The sequence below is a fragment of the Flavobacterium agrisoli genome (genome assembly GCF_016522065.1).
GTDB classification, from domain to species: Bacteria; Bacteroidota; Bacteroidia; order Flavobacteriales; family Flavobacteriaceae; genus Flavobacterium; species Flavobacterium agrisoli.
The window spans coordinates 46,091-61,726 of the sequence record NZ_JAEHFV010000005.1 but is presented as its reverse complement, the minus strand read 5'-3'; the positions used below and the strand labels follow the sequence as shown (position 1 = coordinate 61,726).

The following is a 15,636-nucleotide window of genomic DNA, read 5'->3' as shown; positions in this document are numbered from 1 at the left end:
CTAATATATTACAAAAATTGTTAGTTTTTGGTCAAATTTAGGAAACTACGAAACGCGGTTCCTTGAAATTAGCGTTTCAATATTCAAATAGATTTTAAATCAATTGTTTAAGAGCGGTTTCGAATGCTTTAGCACTAATGTTGGTTTTGGATGGATTTAACGAATGGGTCTTGGCAATTGCTTTTTTAATGGTTTCGGAAGTATCATGAAAAATAGCTTCGTCGGTCATTTGCACTTTTTTCTCCATAAAATAAGCAAAAACACGCGCCATTCCACAGTTGGAAATAAAATCCGGAATCAAACTAATTTTTTGATCGACTTCTTCCATAATAGCACCGAAGAAAATTTCTTTGTCGGCAAAAGGAACATTTGCACCACATGAAATAACTTCTAATCCATTCGCAATAAGTTTTTCTATTTGATGTTGTGTGACCAATCGAGAGGCTGCGCAAGGGGTGAAAATTTCGGCGCCAATTGTCCAGATTTTAGCATTGATTTCTTCAAACGGAATCATATTTGGAGTAACCAATTGATTACCATCTTTGGTTAAAAAGAGTGTTTTTATTTCTTCGAAAGAAAAGCCTTCTTCCTTGATTAATCCACCATCACGGTCGATAATTCCAATTATGTTGGCTCCCATTTCGGATAAGTAAAAAGCTGCCGCAGCACCCACATTTCCAAAACCTTGTACAATCGCTTTTTTGCCTTTTACATCGCCACCATAAATAGCGTAAAAATGGCGTACTGCTTCTGCTACCCCATATCCCGTAATCATATCGGCAATAGTGTATTTTCGAGTTACATCAGGCGAAAAATTGGGGTTTTCAATGACTTTGATTACACCTTGTCGAAGTTGTCCAATTCGGTTAATTTTATCGGCTTCGCTAGGTTTAAAATGACCGTTAAATACGCCTTCTTGTGGATGCCAAACCCCGCATTCTTCCGTCATCGGAATTACTTCGTGAATTTCATCTACATTCAAATCGCCACCAGTGCCGTAATAACTTTTTAACAAGGGCGAAACAGCTTTGTACCAACGTTGTAAAACGCCTTTTTTTCGAGGATCATTTGGGTCGAAGTTAATGCCAGATTTTGCGCCGCCAATGGCAGGTCCTGAAACCGAAAATTTCACTTCCATGGTTTTGGCCAAAGAGACCACTTCATTCATGTCCAAACCTTTTCGCATTCGAGTTCCTCCTCCGGCTGCACCGCCTCGTAGCGAATTAATTACAGTCCAACCTTCTGCTTCGGTTTCGGAATCTTTCCAGTTAAAAATGATTTCAGGTGTTTTATTTTCAAATTTTTTCAGTAAATCTTTCATTTGGGTGCGATATGTTTAGTTTTGACAAATATAATAAACGAAATAATGCGATATGTTTATTTTGAAGAAACTTCAAGGCATAAAAAAACCGTTGACGTAACCAAGCTTGTCAACGGTTTGAGTTATTTAGAACGCAATCGATTATTTATAAATCCCTAATAAATCTTCTTTTAAAGTTTTATCCACTGGATTTTCAGAAAGCCAAATTCCGAAAAACGCTTTCTTAAATTCAAAACCTTCAATTTTTCCTTCATAATTACCATTTTTATAAATGGAAATAGCCGAGTCTACAGGCGAATACATCAAATTGAAAGCATCGCCTTCATTTGTTTCTTCCTTAGTTAACAAAGCTTCCAATTGGGCAATTTGTTTATTTAGTTTGGTAATTCCTTCCACACCTACCGATTTTTCTAATCCTTTTTCAAGAGCTTTGGATAGTTTTTTTGAGGTTACCATTGAAGAGGTTACTTGGATCCGAATTGCCATTTCGGTGTTGCTCTCTAGAATAAATTTAGCATCTTGCGAAAGTTGCGAAAGATAAAGTGCTTGCACATACAGTTCGGTAAACATTTTTGATCGTTGTCCTACACCATTTAATTGAATTTCTTTGTTTTTGAATTCAAGTGTTCTCGGTACTGATACACCGCCAACAGTAAAGTTTTTTTGTGCAGTTAATGTGTTGATTTGAAAGATAAATAATAAAGTAAGTGCTGAAATAAATTTGGAACAGGTCATGATCTTTTTTAATTTTTTTTGCAAAAGTAAGACTAAAAAAGAGTTCTGAAAATGGAATATTTCTAAATTCTAAAAATTAACTTTTCTGCCCAAAAATAGTTCCAGAACTATGGTCTTTAGAAGCTCCGGTTACACTTTTTAAGCAATTTATTTCGTTGCGAAGTCGTAAAACACCCAGCAAAGCAAAAATTAAAGCTTCTTTAAATTCAATTATTTTAGAATTCGGAATCACAATTTGACTTTCGGGTAAAAGTAATTTCAAGGAGTCTATTAAAAAAGTGTTGTAGGCACCTCCGCCTGTTATCAATATTTTTTTAGTTAAATCGGGCAATGCTTTTTTGGTTTGGTAGGCAATGTGTTGGGTAAACGTATGCATTTTATCAGCTGTCGGAATAGGATAACTTTCTAATATGGGTAATAAAGTTTCGTTTACATATTCAATTCCTAATGATTTTGGAAACGATTGTTGGTAATAAGGTAAAGTGTTCAATTGTTCAAATAACGTTTTATTTAATTGTCCGCTTTTTGAAATTTCGCCTTTATTGTCATAATTCAATCCGAGTTGGTTGGCGTAATAATTCAAAACAGTATTTACAGCGCTAATGTCAAAAGCAATTCGGTTTCCCTGACTTTCTAACGAGATATTTGAAAAACCACCTAAATTAATACAATAGTCATAATCGCTAAATAAAAGGCGGTCACCAATAGGAACTAGAGGTGCGCCTTGTCCGCCCAAGAGTACATCTTGAACCCTAAAGTCGCATACAACTTTTTGTTTAGTTAAAGTGGCTATTTGAGGTAAATTACCTATTTGTAAAGTATATTGATTTTGCGGTTGGTGTTGCACCGTGTGGCCATGTGAACATACTGCATCTATGTTTTTTAATTGGTGTTTTTCAATAAAACTAACTATAATTTTTGCTAGCAATTGGGTGTAATTCTCGTTTAAAGAGGCTAGTTGTAATGGTGTATAATGAACAGCTTCTTTCAATTGTTGGATCCAAGAGTTCTCGTAAGGGATGGTTTCAGTTTCTAAAATTTCAAATTCCCATTTTCCAGAAGTAGTAATTCGAAATTCAATATGAGCCAAATCAACTCCGTCTAAAGAAGTTCCCGACATAACTCCGATAACGTTATAGTAGTTTTCTTTCATTGTTTTTAAAAATGCAATTGATAATTGATATGCTCGTTTTTTAAAGCTATATTTGAGTACAAATTTTAGCTAAAACCAGACAAGTTTTATAAATGTTTCATTATTTTTCAGTTTTAAAAGATACAAATTTAAGGGTGTTTTTTAATTTTCGGATGGAGAATTTAATTTTTAAAAAAGTATGGATTTTAACCTTACCGAAGAGCATCTGATGATTCAAGCAGCTGCTCGTGAATTTGCTCAAAATGAATTGTTGCCAGGTGTGATTGAACGTGATGTAAATCAGGTTTTTCCGACTGAACAAGTCAAAAAAATGGGAGAGCTCGGTTTCATGGGAATGATGGTCGACCCAAAATACGGTGGAAGTGGTTTGGATACCATTTCGTATGTTTTGGCTATGGCCGAAATTTCTAAAGTAGATGCTTCGGCAGCTGTAATTATGTCGGTAAACAATTCGCTCGTTTGTTGGGGATTGCAGGAATATGGTACCGAAGAACAAAAAGAAAAATATTTAAAACCATTGGCTAGTGGCGAAATTCATGGTGCTTTTTGTTTAAGCGAACCAGAAGCAGGTAGTGATGCTACTTCGCAAAAAACTACTGGTATAGATATGGGTGATTATTTTTTGGTAAACGGTACCAAAAATTGGATTACTAATGGAGGAACTGCCTCGGTTTATTTGGTTGTAGTGCAAACGCATGCTGAGCTCAAACACAAAGGCATCAATGTTTTGATAATGACTAAAGATATGCCTGGTTTTACAGTTGGTCCTAAAGAGCATAAAATGGGTATTCGTAGTTCTGATACGCATTCGTTACTTTTTAATGATGTAAAAGTTCCGAAAGAAAATAGGTTAGGCCCGGATGGATTTGGGTTTAAATTTGCAATGAAAACCTTAGCGGGTGGCCGAATTGGAATTGCTTCGCAAGCATTAGGAATTGCAGCGGGCGCATATGATTTGGCGTTGCAATATTCGAAAGTGAGAAAAGCTTTTGGAACCGAAATTTGCAACCATCAAGCCATTGCATTTAAACTTGCCGATATGCATGTTGCTATTGAGGCTGCGCGCTTTTTGTGTTTAAAAGCTGCTTTCGATAAAGATCAATATCAAAATTATGACACAAGTGGTGCAATGGCAAAATTATACGCATCGCAAGTGGCAATGGATACTACTATAGAAGCGGTTCAAATTCATGGTGGGAATGGATATGTACAAGAATACCATGTGGAACGTTTGATGCGAGATGCAAAAATCACACAGATTTACGAAGGAACATCCGAGATTCAAAAAATTGTAATTTCTCGCGCAATTATTCACGAATAGATTTTGAATTTTTATAGAATTAAAGGGCTAAGTATTTTGCATTTAGCCCTTTTTATATTGGTTTTTGGAAGAAAATAATTTTAGCTCAAATGTGAAATTGTATTAGGTGTAGCCTAATTAAAAAATGTAACTTGCAAAATCTTAACACTTTTAAATCCTTGTTATGAAATACATTTACTTTTTTCTGCCTTTTTTGTTAGTTTCCTGTAAAACGGTAACGAATACTTCGAAAACAACTTCAGAGGATAAAACTGAAATAGCGAAACCCATAACGATTAGTTATAAGGTGAATTCTGAGGAGGTTACTTCTTTTTTAAAAGAATTGTCTTCGGATGAAATGGAAGGTAGAGAAACGGGCGAAGCAGGAATGGTTAAAGCGGCTGATTTTTTAATAGATTTTTTGAAAGCCAATCAAATAAAGCCTTATTTTAAAACGTATCAAGACACGCTTTCAACTTTTAAAATGCCTGCTTATAATGTGGTCGGTTTTATCGAAGGAACTGATCCTGTCCTCAAAAAAGAATTTATCATTTTAAGTGCGCATTATGATCATATCGGAATTAATAAAAACACTCCCAACGAAGATAAAATAAACAATGGTGCGAATGACGATGCTTCTGGTGTTACTGCTGTGGCGCAAATGGTGAAGTATTTTAGTCAAACCAAATCTAATAAACGTAGTGTTTTGGTTGTCTTTTTTGCCGGAGAAGAAAAAGGATTGTTGGGTTCTAAACACCTTTCTGAAAAATTACATCAACAAAACTTTAATTTGTATACGCAATTAAATGTGGAAATGATTGGAATTCCGATGAAAAGAGATTTTTTAGCTTACCTAACGGGTTTCGAACTTTCGAATATGGCAAAAAAAATAAATGAATATTCAGGGAAAAACACGGTTGGTTTTTTGCCAAAAGCAGGCGAATTTCAATTGTTTAAACGCTCGGATAATTTTCCTTTTTTCAAAGAATTTAATGTGCCTTGCCAATCGATAAGTACTTTCGATTTTGAAAATTTTGATTATTACCATCATGTAAAAGATGAGTTCCAATTGATGGATACGACTCACATGACAAATTTGATTCAAGAATTTTTATCGGTAATCACCCTGATGACCAATTCTGCTAAGAAAGAAATTAAAATGAATGCAAAATAAGTTTGCTTTTATAGATTTACTTATTTTTACAGCATGAAAAATATCATAATTACGGGGACTAGCAGAGGTATTGGTTATGAACTAGCCTTGCAATTTGCAAATGCCGGACACCAAGTATTGGCTATTTCGCGCAACATCCCAACTGTTTTATTGGAGCATGAACAAATAACTTGTCTTTCGGTCGATTTGTCTAACGAATCGGAATTGGAAAACGTAACCGCTTTTTTAAATTCATCTTGGAAAATAGTAGATGCTTTGATTCATAATGCCGGTTTTTTGATTTGCAAGCCTTTCGAAAATTTAACTTCATTGGATTTTGAACAAGTTTATAAAGTGAATGTTTTTGCGGTTGCGAATTTAACACGCATTTGTTTGCCTTTTATGAGCAAAGGAAGTCATGTAGTTACGGTGAGTTCAATAGGTGGGGTTCGTGGAAGTTTGAAATTTCCAGGTTTGGCTGCGTACAGTTCGAGTAAAGGTGCTGTAATAACGTTGTCGGAATTGTTGGCAGAGGAATATAAAGAGCAAGGTATTTCGTTTAATGTTTTGGCACTTGGTGCTGTTCAAACCGAAATGTTGCAAGAAGCTTTCCCTGGATATGTAGCACCTATTTCTGCTGCTAAAATGGCGAATTATATTTTTGATTTTACCTTAAATGGCAACGTTTATTTCAATGGGAAAGTCTTAGAAGTTTCTACCACCAATCCTTAAATTAGATAATACATTTGAACGAAACCTTAGCTAAATATTTGCCTGAGCTTGCCGTTGCACCAGTTTTTGAGTTGATTGTTGCAAACCGAGTGCATTTGAAAATTGTCAATGAACGACAAACACGTCATGGAGATTATCGTAAAGGGCACTCGGGTAAACACGAAATTACGGTAAATGGGAGTTTAAACAAGTACCGCTTTTTGATTACTTTAATTCATGAAATTGCGCATTTGGTTGCATTTGAAAAGTATGGTCGACTTATTAAGCCTCATGGTAACGAATGGAAATATACATTTCAACAATTGATGATTCCGTATATTCGACCTGAATTTTTTCCGAATCATTTGTTGCCTTTATTAGCTCGTCATTTCAGAAATCCAAGTGCGAGCAGTGATACAGATACCACTTTATCTTTGGCGCTTAAACAATTTGATGCGCCAAACGACAGGTATTATATTTTTGAAATTCCGTACGGAAGTGTTTTTCGAATTAAAAATGGTAAGGTTTTTAAGAAAATTGCCGTTCGAACCAAAAGGTTTGAGTGCATAGAAATTAGTTCGGGTAGAACCTATCTTTTTAATCCGAATGCCGAAGTAGAAGTACTTTCTTCTTAATTAACGACCAATTTGCCAGTGATAACCTTTTACAGACGGAATGTAAGCTGAGTTGCCCACAATAATTAATTCGTTATAAGTTTTTTGGTTGTATTTGATTCCAATTGCGTCGCCTGAAGTATGCATTTTGTTTCCTTTGAATTGAAATTTTAAATTTCCATCATTAAATTTTGCGTTTGAAACTTTCTCTACTAACCAAGTAGAATGCCATCGGATAGCAAGTTCATTGTCGTTTATTTTGGTTACACTTTTAATCAAACTAACAGCATCAGATGGAATATTTGGGTATTTTTTAAAATCATCTTTTGTTAAAGTAGTTCCGTTGGGAGTATTGGCTAACAATTCTTTAAAATTGCCATAAACTTTATCGTGCTGTATAGTCGGTTTTGTTGCTACTTGTTTAAGTGGTTTTTGTTTTTTAACTTCTTTGGTGAGCTGTTTTTTGTGTTGTTTCTTTTTAGGAATTAGAAGTGTATTTTCTCTAAATTCATTTTTTTCATTTAGTGTATCATCTATTACAGAATCAATATCGGCAATTATATCTTCTTCCGGAACTTCTGTTTTGACGGGTGAAGTTACGGTGTTTTTTAAGTTGGAATCCTTTTCGGAAGACTGTTTTTTACGAGCCTCGTTACGTCCACAACTTACGACGAAAAGTGCTAAAAGTAGAGAAAGGTATACCGTTTTCATTTGTGTTTAAATTGTGTTCTCGTCTTGTTTAAGGTATTTTTTTATAAGCGAATGCCCCAAATAGATTAAAGGAGTAAGTGCAATAGCAATAGTTAATTTAAAAACATAACCAATTAAGGCAGAAGAAATAAAAGTATCGAAATTAATTTTTCCAGGTAACCAAAATGCAATTCCCAATACGATAAACGAATCGAAAAGTTGAGAAATTACGGTAGAGCCTGTTGTTCTTAACCAAATCATTTTATCTCCTGTTCTATTTTTGAAAAACCAAAAAACCGAAATATCAATCAATTGCGAAACCATAAAAGCGATAATGCTTCCTACTATTATCCACATGCTTTGACCAAATACAGCTTGAAATTGTTCGTCGTTTACCGGACTAATTCCTTTAGCGGCTGGAATCGTGAGCGCTAAAAATAAAATTATAAAGGCATACGCAATTAATCCTGCTGTTATAAAAGAAAGTTTTTTTACTCCTTTTTGACCAAAATACTCATTTATTAAGTCGGTGGTTAAAAACACAATTGGCCAAGGTAAAATACCAATACTCATTACAAATGGACCAATCTGAATTAGTTTTCCTCCTATTAATTCTGCTACGACAGCATTGGTGATGAAAACGCCCGCTAAAATAATAAAAACGAGTTCTTTTTTAGTTGATAACATACCTTGTAATTATCTGTCAAAAATACAGTTTTATTTGTTTTGTTGATGCAATGGGTTTTAATTTAAATTGTTTCAAAAAAAAACTCACTAAGTGTTTAAACAAAGTGAGTTTTGTATTTTTTGTTGATTAACAAAAGGTGTCAGCGACTATCCTAAAGCAGCTCTTCTGAAACCAGTAACAGTTAATCCACCATCTACAGATTTTACATAAGCAGCAACGCTCATAGAACCATCTTTAATGTAATCTTGGTTTACTAAAGTGTTGTCTTTGTAAAAACGTTGAATTTTTCCTTTAGAAATGTTTTCTAACATCGCTTCTGGTTTACCTTCAGCACGTAATTGGTCTTTAGCAATTTCGATTTCTTTTTCAATGATTGCAGCATCAACACCATCAGCATCAAGTGCAATTGGGTTCATAGCAGCAGCTTGCATCGCAACATTACGAGATGCTTCTTCTGCACCTGGAACATTCGCAGATAAAGCAACCAAAGTAGCGATTTTGTTACCAGCGTGAATGTAAGAACCCACAAAAGTTCCTTCTAAACGCTCAAAAGCACCAATTTCGATTTTTTCTCCAATAACACCTGTTTGCTCGATTAACTTGTCAGCAACAGTAATTCCGTTAAAATCAGCAGCTAAGAAAGCGTCTTTAGAGTCAAAATTTAAAGCTAAAGTAGCTAAATCTTGTGCTAATTTTACGAATGATTCGTTTTTACCTACGAAGTCAGTTTCACAGTTTAATGAAACTACAACTCCAGCAGTATTATCAGCGTTTACAGCAGCGATAACAGCCCCTTCTGTAGATTCTCTATCAGAACGGTTTGCCGCTACTTTTTGACCTTTTTTACGCAGGTTTTCGATAGCTAAATCAAAATCTCCTTCTGCTTCAACCAAGGCTTTTTTGCAGTCCATCATTCCTGCACCAGTGATTGTTCTTAATTTATTTACGTCTGCAGCAGTAATTGTTGCCATATTGTTTTTATTTAAAGATTAAAAGATTGAAGAATTTAAAAATTAAAAATAGTGTTATTTAGAAATGGACACTTTAAGTAATCTTTAAATCTTTCAATCTTTAAATTATTTTAGTTTTTATTATTCTTCGGTTGCAGGGGCAGCCTCTGTTTCAGGAGCAGCTTCTTGAGCTACAACAGCTTCAGCTTCTTTTTCTGAAGTTCTATCAGAAAGTCCTTCAACGATTGCACCAGTAACTAAAGATAAAATTTTGTCAATTGATTTAGAAGCATCATCATTTGCAGGGATTACATACTCTACTTCACGTGGGTCAGAGTTAGTATCAACCATTGCGAAAACTGGAATGTTTAATTTTTGAGCTTCTTTTATTGCGATGTGTTCTGCTTTAATATCTACTACGAACAAAGCTGCAGGTAGTCTAGACATATCAGCAATAGAACCTAAGTTTTTCTCTAATTTAGCACGAAGACGATCTACTTGTAAACGTTCTTTTTTAGATAAAGTGTTGAAAGTACCATCTTTCTTCATTTTATCGATAGAAGACATTTTTTTAACAGCTTTACGGATAGTTACAAAGTTAGTTAACATTCCACCTGGCCATCTTTCAGTGATGTAAGGCATGTTAGCTGCTTTTGCTTTATCTGCAACGATGTCTTTTGCTTGTTTTTTGGTAGCTACGAATAAAATTTTTCTACCTGATGCAGCGATTTTTTTCAAAGCTTCGTTAGCTTCTTCAATTTTAGCTGCTGTTTTATATAGGTTGATAATGTGAATTCCATTACGCTCCATATAAATGTAAGGAGCCATGTTTGGATCCCATTTTCTAGTCATGTGTCCGAAGTGAACACCTGCTTCTAGTAATTCTTTAACTTCTACTTTGTTTGCCATTTTTGTACTAGTTTACGTTCTGTTGATTAGCAATGTGTTTTGGCTTTAGGCACTAAGCTATACGCTTTAGGCTTCAAACATTTGACTTTAAGACTTTCGACTTTAAGACTCAACCCATTTAGATGCTAAACTATATCCTACCTCGATAGGAGAGCAACAATAACTGTGTTTTTTTAATTTATGCTGAAATTTTTTCAGCATCTTTTTAATAATTTCAAGGTATCTTTTAACAGATACTGAAACAAGTTCAGTATTAACGTTTAGAGAATTGGAATCTCTTACGAGCTTTCTTCTGACCGAATTTCTTACGTTCAACCATTCTTGGGTCTCTTGTTAATAAACCTTCTGGTTTCAAGATAGCTCTGTTTTCTGCATTTACTTCACACATAACACGTGCTAATGCCATTCTTACAGCTTCTGCTTGTCCAGTTGTACCACCTCCGTAAACATTTACTTTTACATCAAAGTTGTCTGCGTTTTCTGTCATAGACAAAGGTTGCAATACTTTGTATTGTAAAGTAGCTGTTGGGAAATAAGTTGCAAATTCTTTTTTGTTTACCGTGATTTTTCCTGTTCCTTCAGAAACATAAACACGTGCAACAGCGGTTTTTCTTCTACCGATTTTGTGAATAACTCCCATTACTTAAGATCGTTTAGGTTAACAGTTCTAGGTTTTTGAGCTCCGTGAGTGTGCTCAGCTCCTACAACAACATTTAAATTTCTGAAAAGTTCTGCTCCTAATTTGTTTTTAGGCAACATTCCTTTTACTGCTTTTTCTACTAAAGCTGCAGGGTTTTTAGCTTGCAATACTTTTGCAGATAAAGTTCTTTGTCCTCCTGGGTAACCTGTATGACGCATGTAAATTTTGTCATTCAATTTTGTACCTGTAAGGTTGATTTTTTCTGAGTTGATAACAATAACGTTATCTCCACAGTCCACGTGCGGTGTGTAACTTGGTTTGTACTTACCTCTTAAGATCATCGCGACTTTCGAAGCAAGACGTCCTAAGTTGTGACCTTCAGCATCCACAACAATCCACTCTTTAGTAATAGTGGCTTTGTTGGCTGAAACTGTCTTGTAGCTTAATGCGTCCATAATTTTATTTTAATTAAACATTCCATCCCCAATAAAGGGGATGCAAAAGTACAATTAATTATTTTAAATACAAATACCAATGTGGGATTATTTTTTTGTTGGTTTTCAGTCAATTATAATCGTTCTGTTTTTGATTTTTACAGTCGTGGCTTATTTTCAATTTTCAACCGAATCTCCCTTTCATTATTTATAGTACCTTTGCAATTGAAAAATATTGTATCTTACACTTTTTTCAACCAACGTCTTTTTTTAAAAGAATTGTTTTTTATATTTATTTTATTGTGAGATATTTATACGATAATTTTAAGTTGTTCTTTTAGAGTAAATTAATTCAACAATAACCATTTATGAAAGCTAAAGCAACTTTAAAGCAAATTGCTAAAGAACTTAATGTTTCTGTTTCTACTGTTTCTAAAGCCCTTAATGATAGTCCCGAAATTAGTGAGCAAACTAAAGTAAAAATAAAAGAATACGCCAAGCTTAAAAATTACAAACCAAATGTAATTGGTTTGAATTTAAAAAACCGAAAAACCAAAACTATTGGGGTTATTTTGCCTAATATCCTAAATTCCTTTTTTGCAAAAGTATTTAGCGGAATCGAAAAAGTGGCCGACGAGAAAGGTTATAATATTATAACGTGTATTTCGAATGAATCGTTAGAAAAAGAAATTCACACTCTCGAAATGTTGAGCAACGGAACCATAGACGGTTTTATCGTTTCGGTTTCCGAAGAAGCTCAAACCAAACAAGATTACCGCCATTTTACCGAAATTATTAATGACGGTACGCCAATTGTAATGTTTGACCGTATTGCCGATGGTGTAGAATGTGATAAAGTGGTAGTCGATGATTTTGACTCTGCTTTTAATTCAACGCAATACTTGATTAATTTGGGTTGTAAAAATATTGCGTTGCTTTCCTCCGTTGATAATTTAAGTATTGGGAGACTGCGTGCCGAAGGTTATTTAAAAGCCCTAGAAGCGAATAACATTCCAGTTAATGAAAAGATAATTATTCGTACCGATTCGGAAGAGGATGTAAAAAGTAAAGTAGATGCTGTTTTTGATAACAATATTATTGATGCTGTTTTTGCTTTAGATGAAAACGACTCGGTGGTGGCCTTAAAAACAGGATTAAAAAGAAGGTTTCGTATTCCCGAAGATTTAGCCATTATAGGTTTTGCTGATGGAATTTTAGCTTCGCGAAGGTTAACACCTAGTTTGACTACGGTAAGTCAACACGGGCCAGAGATTGGAGAAGTTGCAACCAAAAAACTCATTGAGCGTTTAGAAGAACCCGAAGGAGAAGAAGCGCCATACGAAACGATTGTAATTAAAACCGTTTTAAAAGAACGCGAATCTACCGCTAAAAAGAATAAAAAAACTCCATCTAAGTAATGGAGTTTTTTATTGAGGCTAGTGTGCTGCCAACCAATCTTTACCAATTCCTAATTCAACATCAAGCGGAACATCCATTTTAAAAGCATTTTCCATTTCGTGTTTAATCATTGGTTGTATTTTTTCGAGTTCATCTTGGTGCACATCAAATACCAACTCGTCATGAACTTGCAGCAACATTTTTGATTTCCAATTTTCAGAAGTCAATTTAGTATGAATGTTTATCATCGCAATTTTGATGATATCTGCCGCTGAACCTTGTATTGGTGCATTTACTGCATTTCGTTCCGCCGCGCTTCTAACCACGGCATTGGGCGAATTAATGTCTTTTAAATAACGTCTTCTTCCTAAAACGGTTTGTACGTATCCTTTTTCGCGAGCAATTTCAATTTGTTCGCTGATGTACGATTTCAATCGAGGGTAGGTTTTGTAATAAGCTTCAATCAATGCGGCACTTTCTGAACGAGACAAATTGGTTTGATTGGAAAGTCCAAACGCCGAAACGCCATAAATAATACCAAAATTTACTGTTTTGGCATGACTACGTTGTTCACGTGTTACTTCGTCTAGCGCAACATTAAAAACTTTTGCAGCGGTTGATTTGTGAATGTCTTCGTTGTTTTGAAAAGCCTTAATCATGTTTTCTTCTCCACTCAAAGCGGCAATAATTCGCAATTCTATTTGGGAATAATCGGCAGAAAGTAAACTGTAATTTTCATCTCGAGCCACAAATGCTTTTCGTATTTGGCGACCTCTTTCCGTACGAATCGGAATGTTTTGCAAATTCGGATTATTGGAGCTTAATCGACCCGTTGCAGCTACAGTTTGCATGTAATCCGTATGAATACGTCCGGTTTTTTTATCCACTTGTAAAGGTAATGCGTCTACATACGTGTTTTGTAGTTTAATTAATTGGCGCCACTCTAAAATATCTTTTACAATTTGATGCTCATTAGCTAGATAAGATAAAACTTCTTCTCCTGTGGCGTATTGTCCGGTTTTGGTTTTCTTTTGTTTAGCTCCTCCAATTTTTAATTTATCGAATAAAATGTCGCCTAATTGTTTGGGTGAAGCTAAATTGAATTTTTCGCCAGCAGTTTCGTATATTTTTTGTTCGAAAATATCAATTTCTTTTTGCATATCAGTCGACATGTTTTTTAAGAAATCAATATCCAAACGAATACCTTCGGTTTCCATAGCGGCCAAAACGCGTAACAACGGAATTTCGATGTCTTCAAATAATTTTTTGGTTTCGGTTTGATCTAATTCTTCGGTAAACAGTTGCGCTAATTGCATTGTAATATCAGCATCTTCAACTGCGTATTCCTTTATTTCTTCAAAAGCCACATCGCGCATCGATTTTTGATTTTTTCCTTTCTTTCCAATTAATTCTTCAATAGGTTTTGGGCTGTATTTTAAATAAGTTTCGGCCAAAATATCCATATTATGACGCATATCTGGGTTTATCAGGTAATGAGCAATCATCGTATCAAATAATTTTCCTTTGATTTGGATTCCGTAATTGGAAAGTATTTTTAAATCATATTTGATATTTTGACCAATTTTTTCGATGTTTTCGTTTTCAAAAAAAGGTATAAATTTATCAAGTAATGTTTGAGTTTCTTCTCGGCTTTCTGGGAAAGGTACATAAAAGCCTTTTCCTTTTTCGTATGAAAAGGCAATGCCAACCAATTCGGCATGTAACGTGTCTATTCCGGTTGTTTCGGTATCAAAACAAACTTGCTTTTGGTTTTGTAAATTTTGGAGGAGTAATTTTAAACCCAATTCACCTTGAATAATTTGGTAAGAATGTGGTGTGTTTTCTAAATTAGTAAAAAAGGAAGCTCTAGCTTCTTCAGTGCTTCCGGCCGTTTCGCCATTTCCGAATAAATCAAATTGATCTTCGTTAGCCGCGCTACTTTTTTTAGTCGATTTAACTTCCGAACTTGTATTGCTATTTGTTTGTGGATTGAATAAGGAGTCAAATTGTTCGGCCATTCTTCTAAATTCCAACTCATTAAAAATTGCAGCAGTTTTTTCAAAATCCGGACGAGATAATTCGTAGTCTTCTTCGTGAAAAGTTACGTCGCAATCTAAAAGAATAGTGGCTAATTTTTTTGATAACAAACCCAATTCGGCGTTGGCTTCAATTTTAGCTTTCATAGCGCCTTTTAATTGATGGGTATTAGCCAAAAGATTTTCGATGGAACCGTATTCTGCTAAAAACTTTTTGGCTGTTTTTTCGCCAACTCCCGGCAAACCCGGAATGTTATCGGCCGAGTCGCCCATCATTCCTAAAAAGTCAATGACTTGTTCTGGTCGTTCAATTTCAAATTTTTCCAATACTTCCGGAATGCCCCAAATTTCGATTCCGTTGCCCATTCGAGCGGGTTTGTACATAAAAATATTTTCCGATACCAATTGTGCAAAATCTTTATCGGGAGTTACCATAAAAACTTGGTAATTTTGTTTTTCGGCCTGTTTGGCAATAGTTCCAATTAAATCATCCGCTTCGCAACCCGCAAGTTCAATAATAGGAATGTGCATGGCGCGAAGTAATTCTTGTATATACGGCACGGCAATTTTAATTGCATCGGGAGTTTCATCGCGATGGGCTTTGTATTCGGGGAACATTTGGTTCCGGAAATCACTGCCACCTTTATCAAAAGCAACTGCCAAATGATCTGGTTTTTCTCTTCGAATTACATCTAAAAGTGAATTCATAAATCCCATTATGGCCGATGTATCCATTCCTTTTGAGTTGATTCTCGGGTTTTTGATAAAGGCATAATATCCTCTAAAAATTAAGGCATAGGCATCGAGTAAAAATAGGCGTTTTTGAGCTGACATAACTTTTGTATTAGCTTGTAAAAATACACATTTGAATGGTAAAAACGAATCTGGATTTAGTTTTTGCATC

15 protein-coding genes are annotated in these 15,636 nt (G+C 34.9%); 5 read left to right on the top strand and 10 right to left on the bottom strand.

Features of this window, described 5'->3' with window-relative positions; all coding sequences use genetic code 11:
- Window positions 1-94: 94 nt before the first annotated feature.
- The 3 genes from I5M07_RS11965 to I5M07_RS11955 form a co-directional block, all read right to left on the bottom strand.
- The gene (locus I5M07_RS11965) at window positions 95-1,321 is read right to left on the bottom strand and encodes a Glu/Leu/Phe/Val dehydrogenase dimerization domain-containing protein (RefSeq protein ID WP_200106682.1); all 1,227 of its coding nucleotides are present in this window, start codon (window positions 1,319-1,321) and stop codon (window positions 95-97) included.
- Window positions 1,322-1,462: 141 nt separating this feature from the next.
- The gene (locus tag I5M07_RS11960) at window positions 1,463-2,056 is read right to left on the bottom strand and encodes a chalcone isomerase family protein (RefSeq protein WP_200106681.1); all 594 of its coding nucleotides are present in this window, start codon (window positions 2,054-2,056) and stop codon (window positions 1,463-1,465) included.
- Between the two features lie 76 nt (window positions 2,057-2,132).
- Window positions 2,133-3,209, bottom strand: coding sequence for an anhydro-N-acetylmuramic acid kinase (locus I5M07_RS11955; protein WP_200106680.1), 1,077 nt, complete (start codon window positions 3,207-3,209; stop codon window positions 2,133-2,135).
- Window positions 3,210-3,387: 178 nt separating this feature from the next.
- Here I5M07_RS11955 and I5M07_RS11950 point away from each other — a divergent pair, with 178 nt between their 5' ends.
- The 4 genes from I5M07_RS11950 (at window position 3,388) to I5M07_RS11935 (ending at window position 7,008) form a co-directional block, all read left to right on the top strand.
- Window positions 3,388-4,530 (top strand): acyl-CoA dehydrogenase family protein, encoded by a 1,143-nt coding sequence (locus I5M07_RS11950; RefSeq protein ID WP_200106679.1) that lies wholly within the window; start codon window positions 3,388-3,390, stop codon window positions 4,528-4,530.
- Window positions 4,531-4,693: 163 nt separating this feature from the next.
- On the top strand, window positions 4,694-5,683 hold the full coding sequence (locus I5M07_RS11945; RefSeq protein ID WP_200106678.1) for a M20/M25/M40 family metallo-hydrolase: 990 nt from the start codon (window positions 4,694-4,696) through the stop codon (window positions 5,681-5,683).
- 33 nt (window positions 5,684-5,716) lie between these two features.
- Complete coding sequence (locus I5M07_RS11940) at window positions 5,717-6,394, top strand: SDR family NAD(P)-dependent oxidoreductase (protein ID WP_200106677.1); 678 nt, start codon at window positions 5,717-5,719, stop codon at window positions 6,392-6,394.
- 14 nt (window positions 6,395-6,408) lie between these two features.
- A complete protein-coding gene (locus I5M07_RS11935; RefSeq protein ID WP_200106676.1) occupies window positions 6,409-7,008 on the top strand; it encodes a SprT-like domain-containing protein in 600 nt (199 codons plus the stop codon).
- On the opposite strand, the gene I5M07_RS11930 is transcribed toward I5M07_RS11935, so the two are convergent.
- From I5M07_RS11930 to rplM, 6 genes are all read right to left on the bottom strand, one after another.
- Window positions 7,009-7,698 carry a hypothetical protein gene (locus tag I5M07_RS11930; RefSeq protein WP_200106675.1) on the bottom strand — a complete coding sequence of 230 codons (690 nt, stop codon included), beginning with the start codon at window positions 7,696-7,698 and terminating at the stop codon, window positions 7,009-7,011.
- A 6-nt stretch (window positions 7,699-7,704) separates the two neighbouring features.
- Window positions 7,705-8,364 carry a queuosine precursor transporter gene (locus I5M07_RS11925; RefSeq protein ID WP_200106674.1) on the bottom strand — a complete coding sequence of 220 codons (660 nt, stop codon included), beginning with the start codon at window positions 8,362-8,364 and terminating at the stop codon, window positions 7,705-7,707.
- Window positions 8,365-8,511: 147 nt separating this feature from the next.
- Entirely contained in the window at window positions 8,512-9,336 is an 825-nt protein-coding gene (gene tsf, locus I5M07_RS11920; protein ID WP_200106673.1) for a translation elongation factor Ts, read from the bottom strand.
- Between the two features lie 120 nt (window positions 9,337-9,456).
- Window positions 9,457-10,224, bottom strand: coding sequence for a 30S ribosomal protein S2 (gene rpsB, locus I5M07_RS11915; protein ID WP_200106672.1), 768 nt, complete (start codon window positions 10,222-10,224; stop codon window positions 9,457-9,459).
- Window positions 10,225-10,477: 253 nt separating this feature from the next.
- Window positions 10,478-10,864, bottom strand: a complete 387-nt coding sequence (gene rpsI / locus I5M07_RS11910; protein ID WP_200106671.1) for a 30S ribosomal protein S9 — start codon at window positions 10,862-10,864, stop codon at window positions 10,478-10,480.
- A complete protein-coding gene (rplM, locus tag I5M07_RS11905) occupies window positions 10,864-11,319 on the bottom strand; it encodes a 50S ribosomal protein L13 (RefSeq protein ID WP_200106670.1) in 456 nt (151 codons plus the stop codon). The genes rpsI and rplM overlap by 1 nt, the downstream gene beginning before the upstream one ends.
- 347 nt (window positions 11,320-11,666) lie before the next feature.
- On the opposite strand from rplM, the gene I5M07_RS11900 reads away from it, so the two are divergent.
- Window positions 11,667-12,716 (top strand): LacI family DNA-binding transcriptional regulator, encoded by a 1,050-nt coding sequence (locus tag I5M07_RS11900; RefSeq protein ID WP_200106669.1) that lies wholly within the window; start codon window positions 11,667-11,669, stop codon window positions 12,714-12,716.
- Window positions 12,717-12,734: 18 nt separating this feature from the next.
- On the opposite strand, the gene polA is transcribed toward I5M07_RS11900, so the two are convergent.
- Window positions 12,735-15,566, bottom strand: coding sequence for a DNA polymerase I (gene polA / locus I5M07_RS11895; RefSeq protein ID WP_200106668.1), 2,832 nt, complete (start codon window positions 15,564-15,566; stop codon window positions 12,735-12,737).
- Window positions 15,567-15,636: the final 70 nt, after the last annotated feature.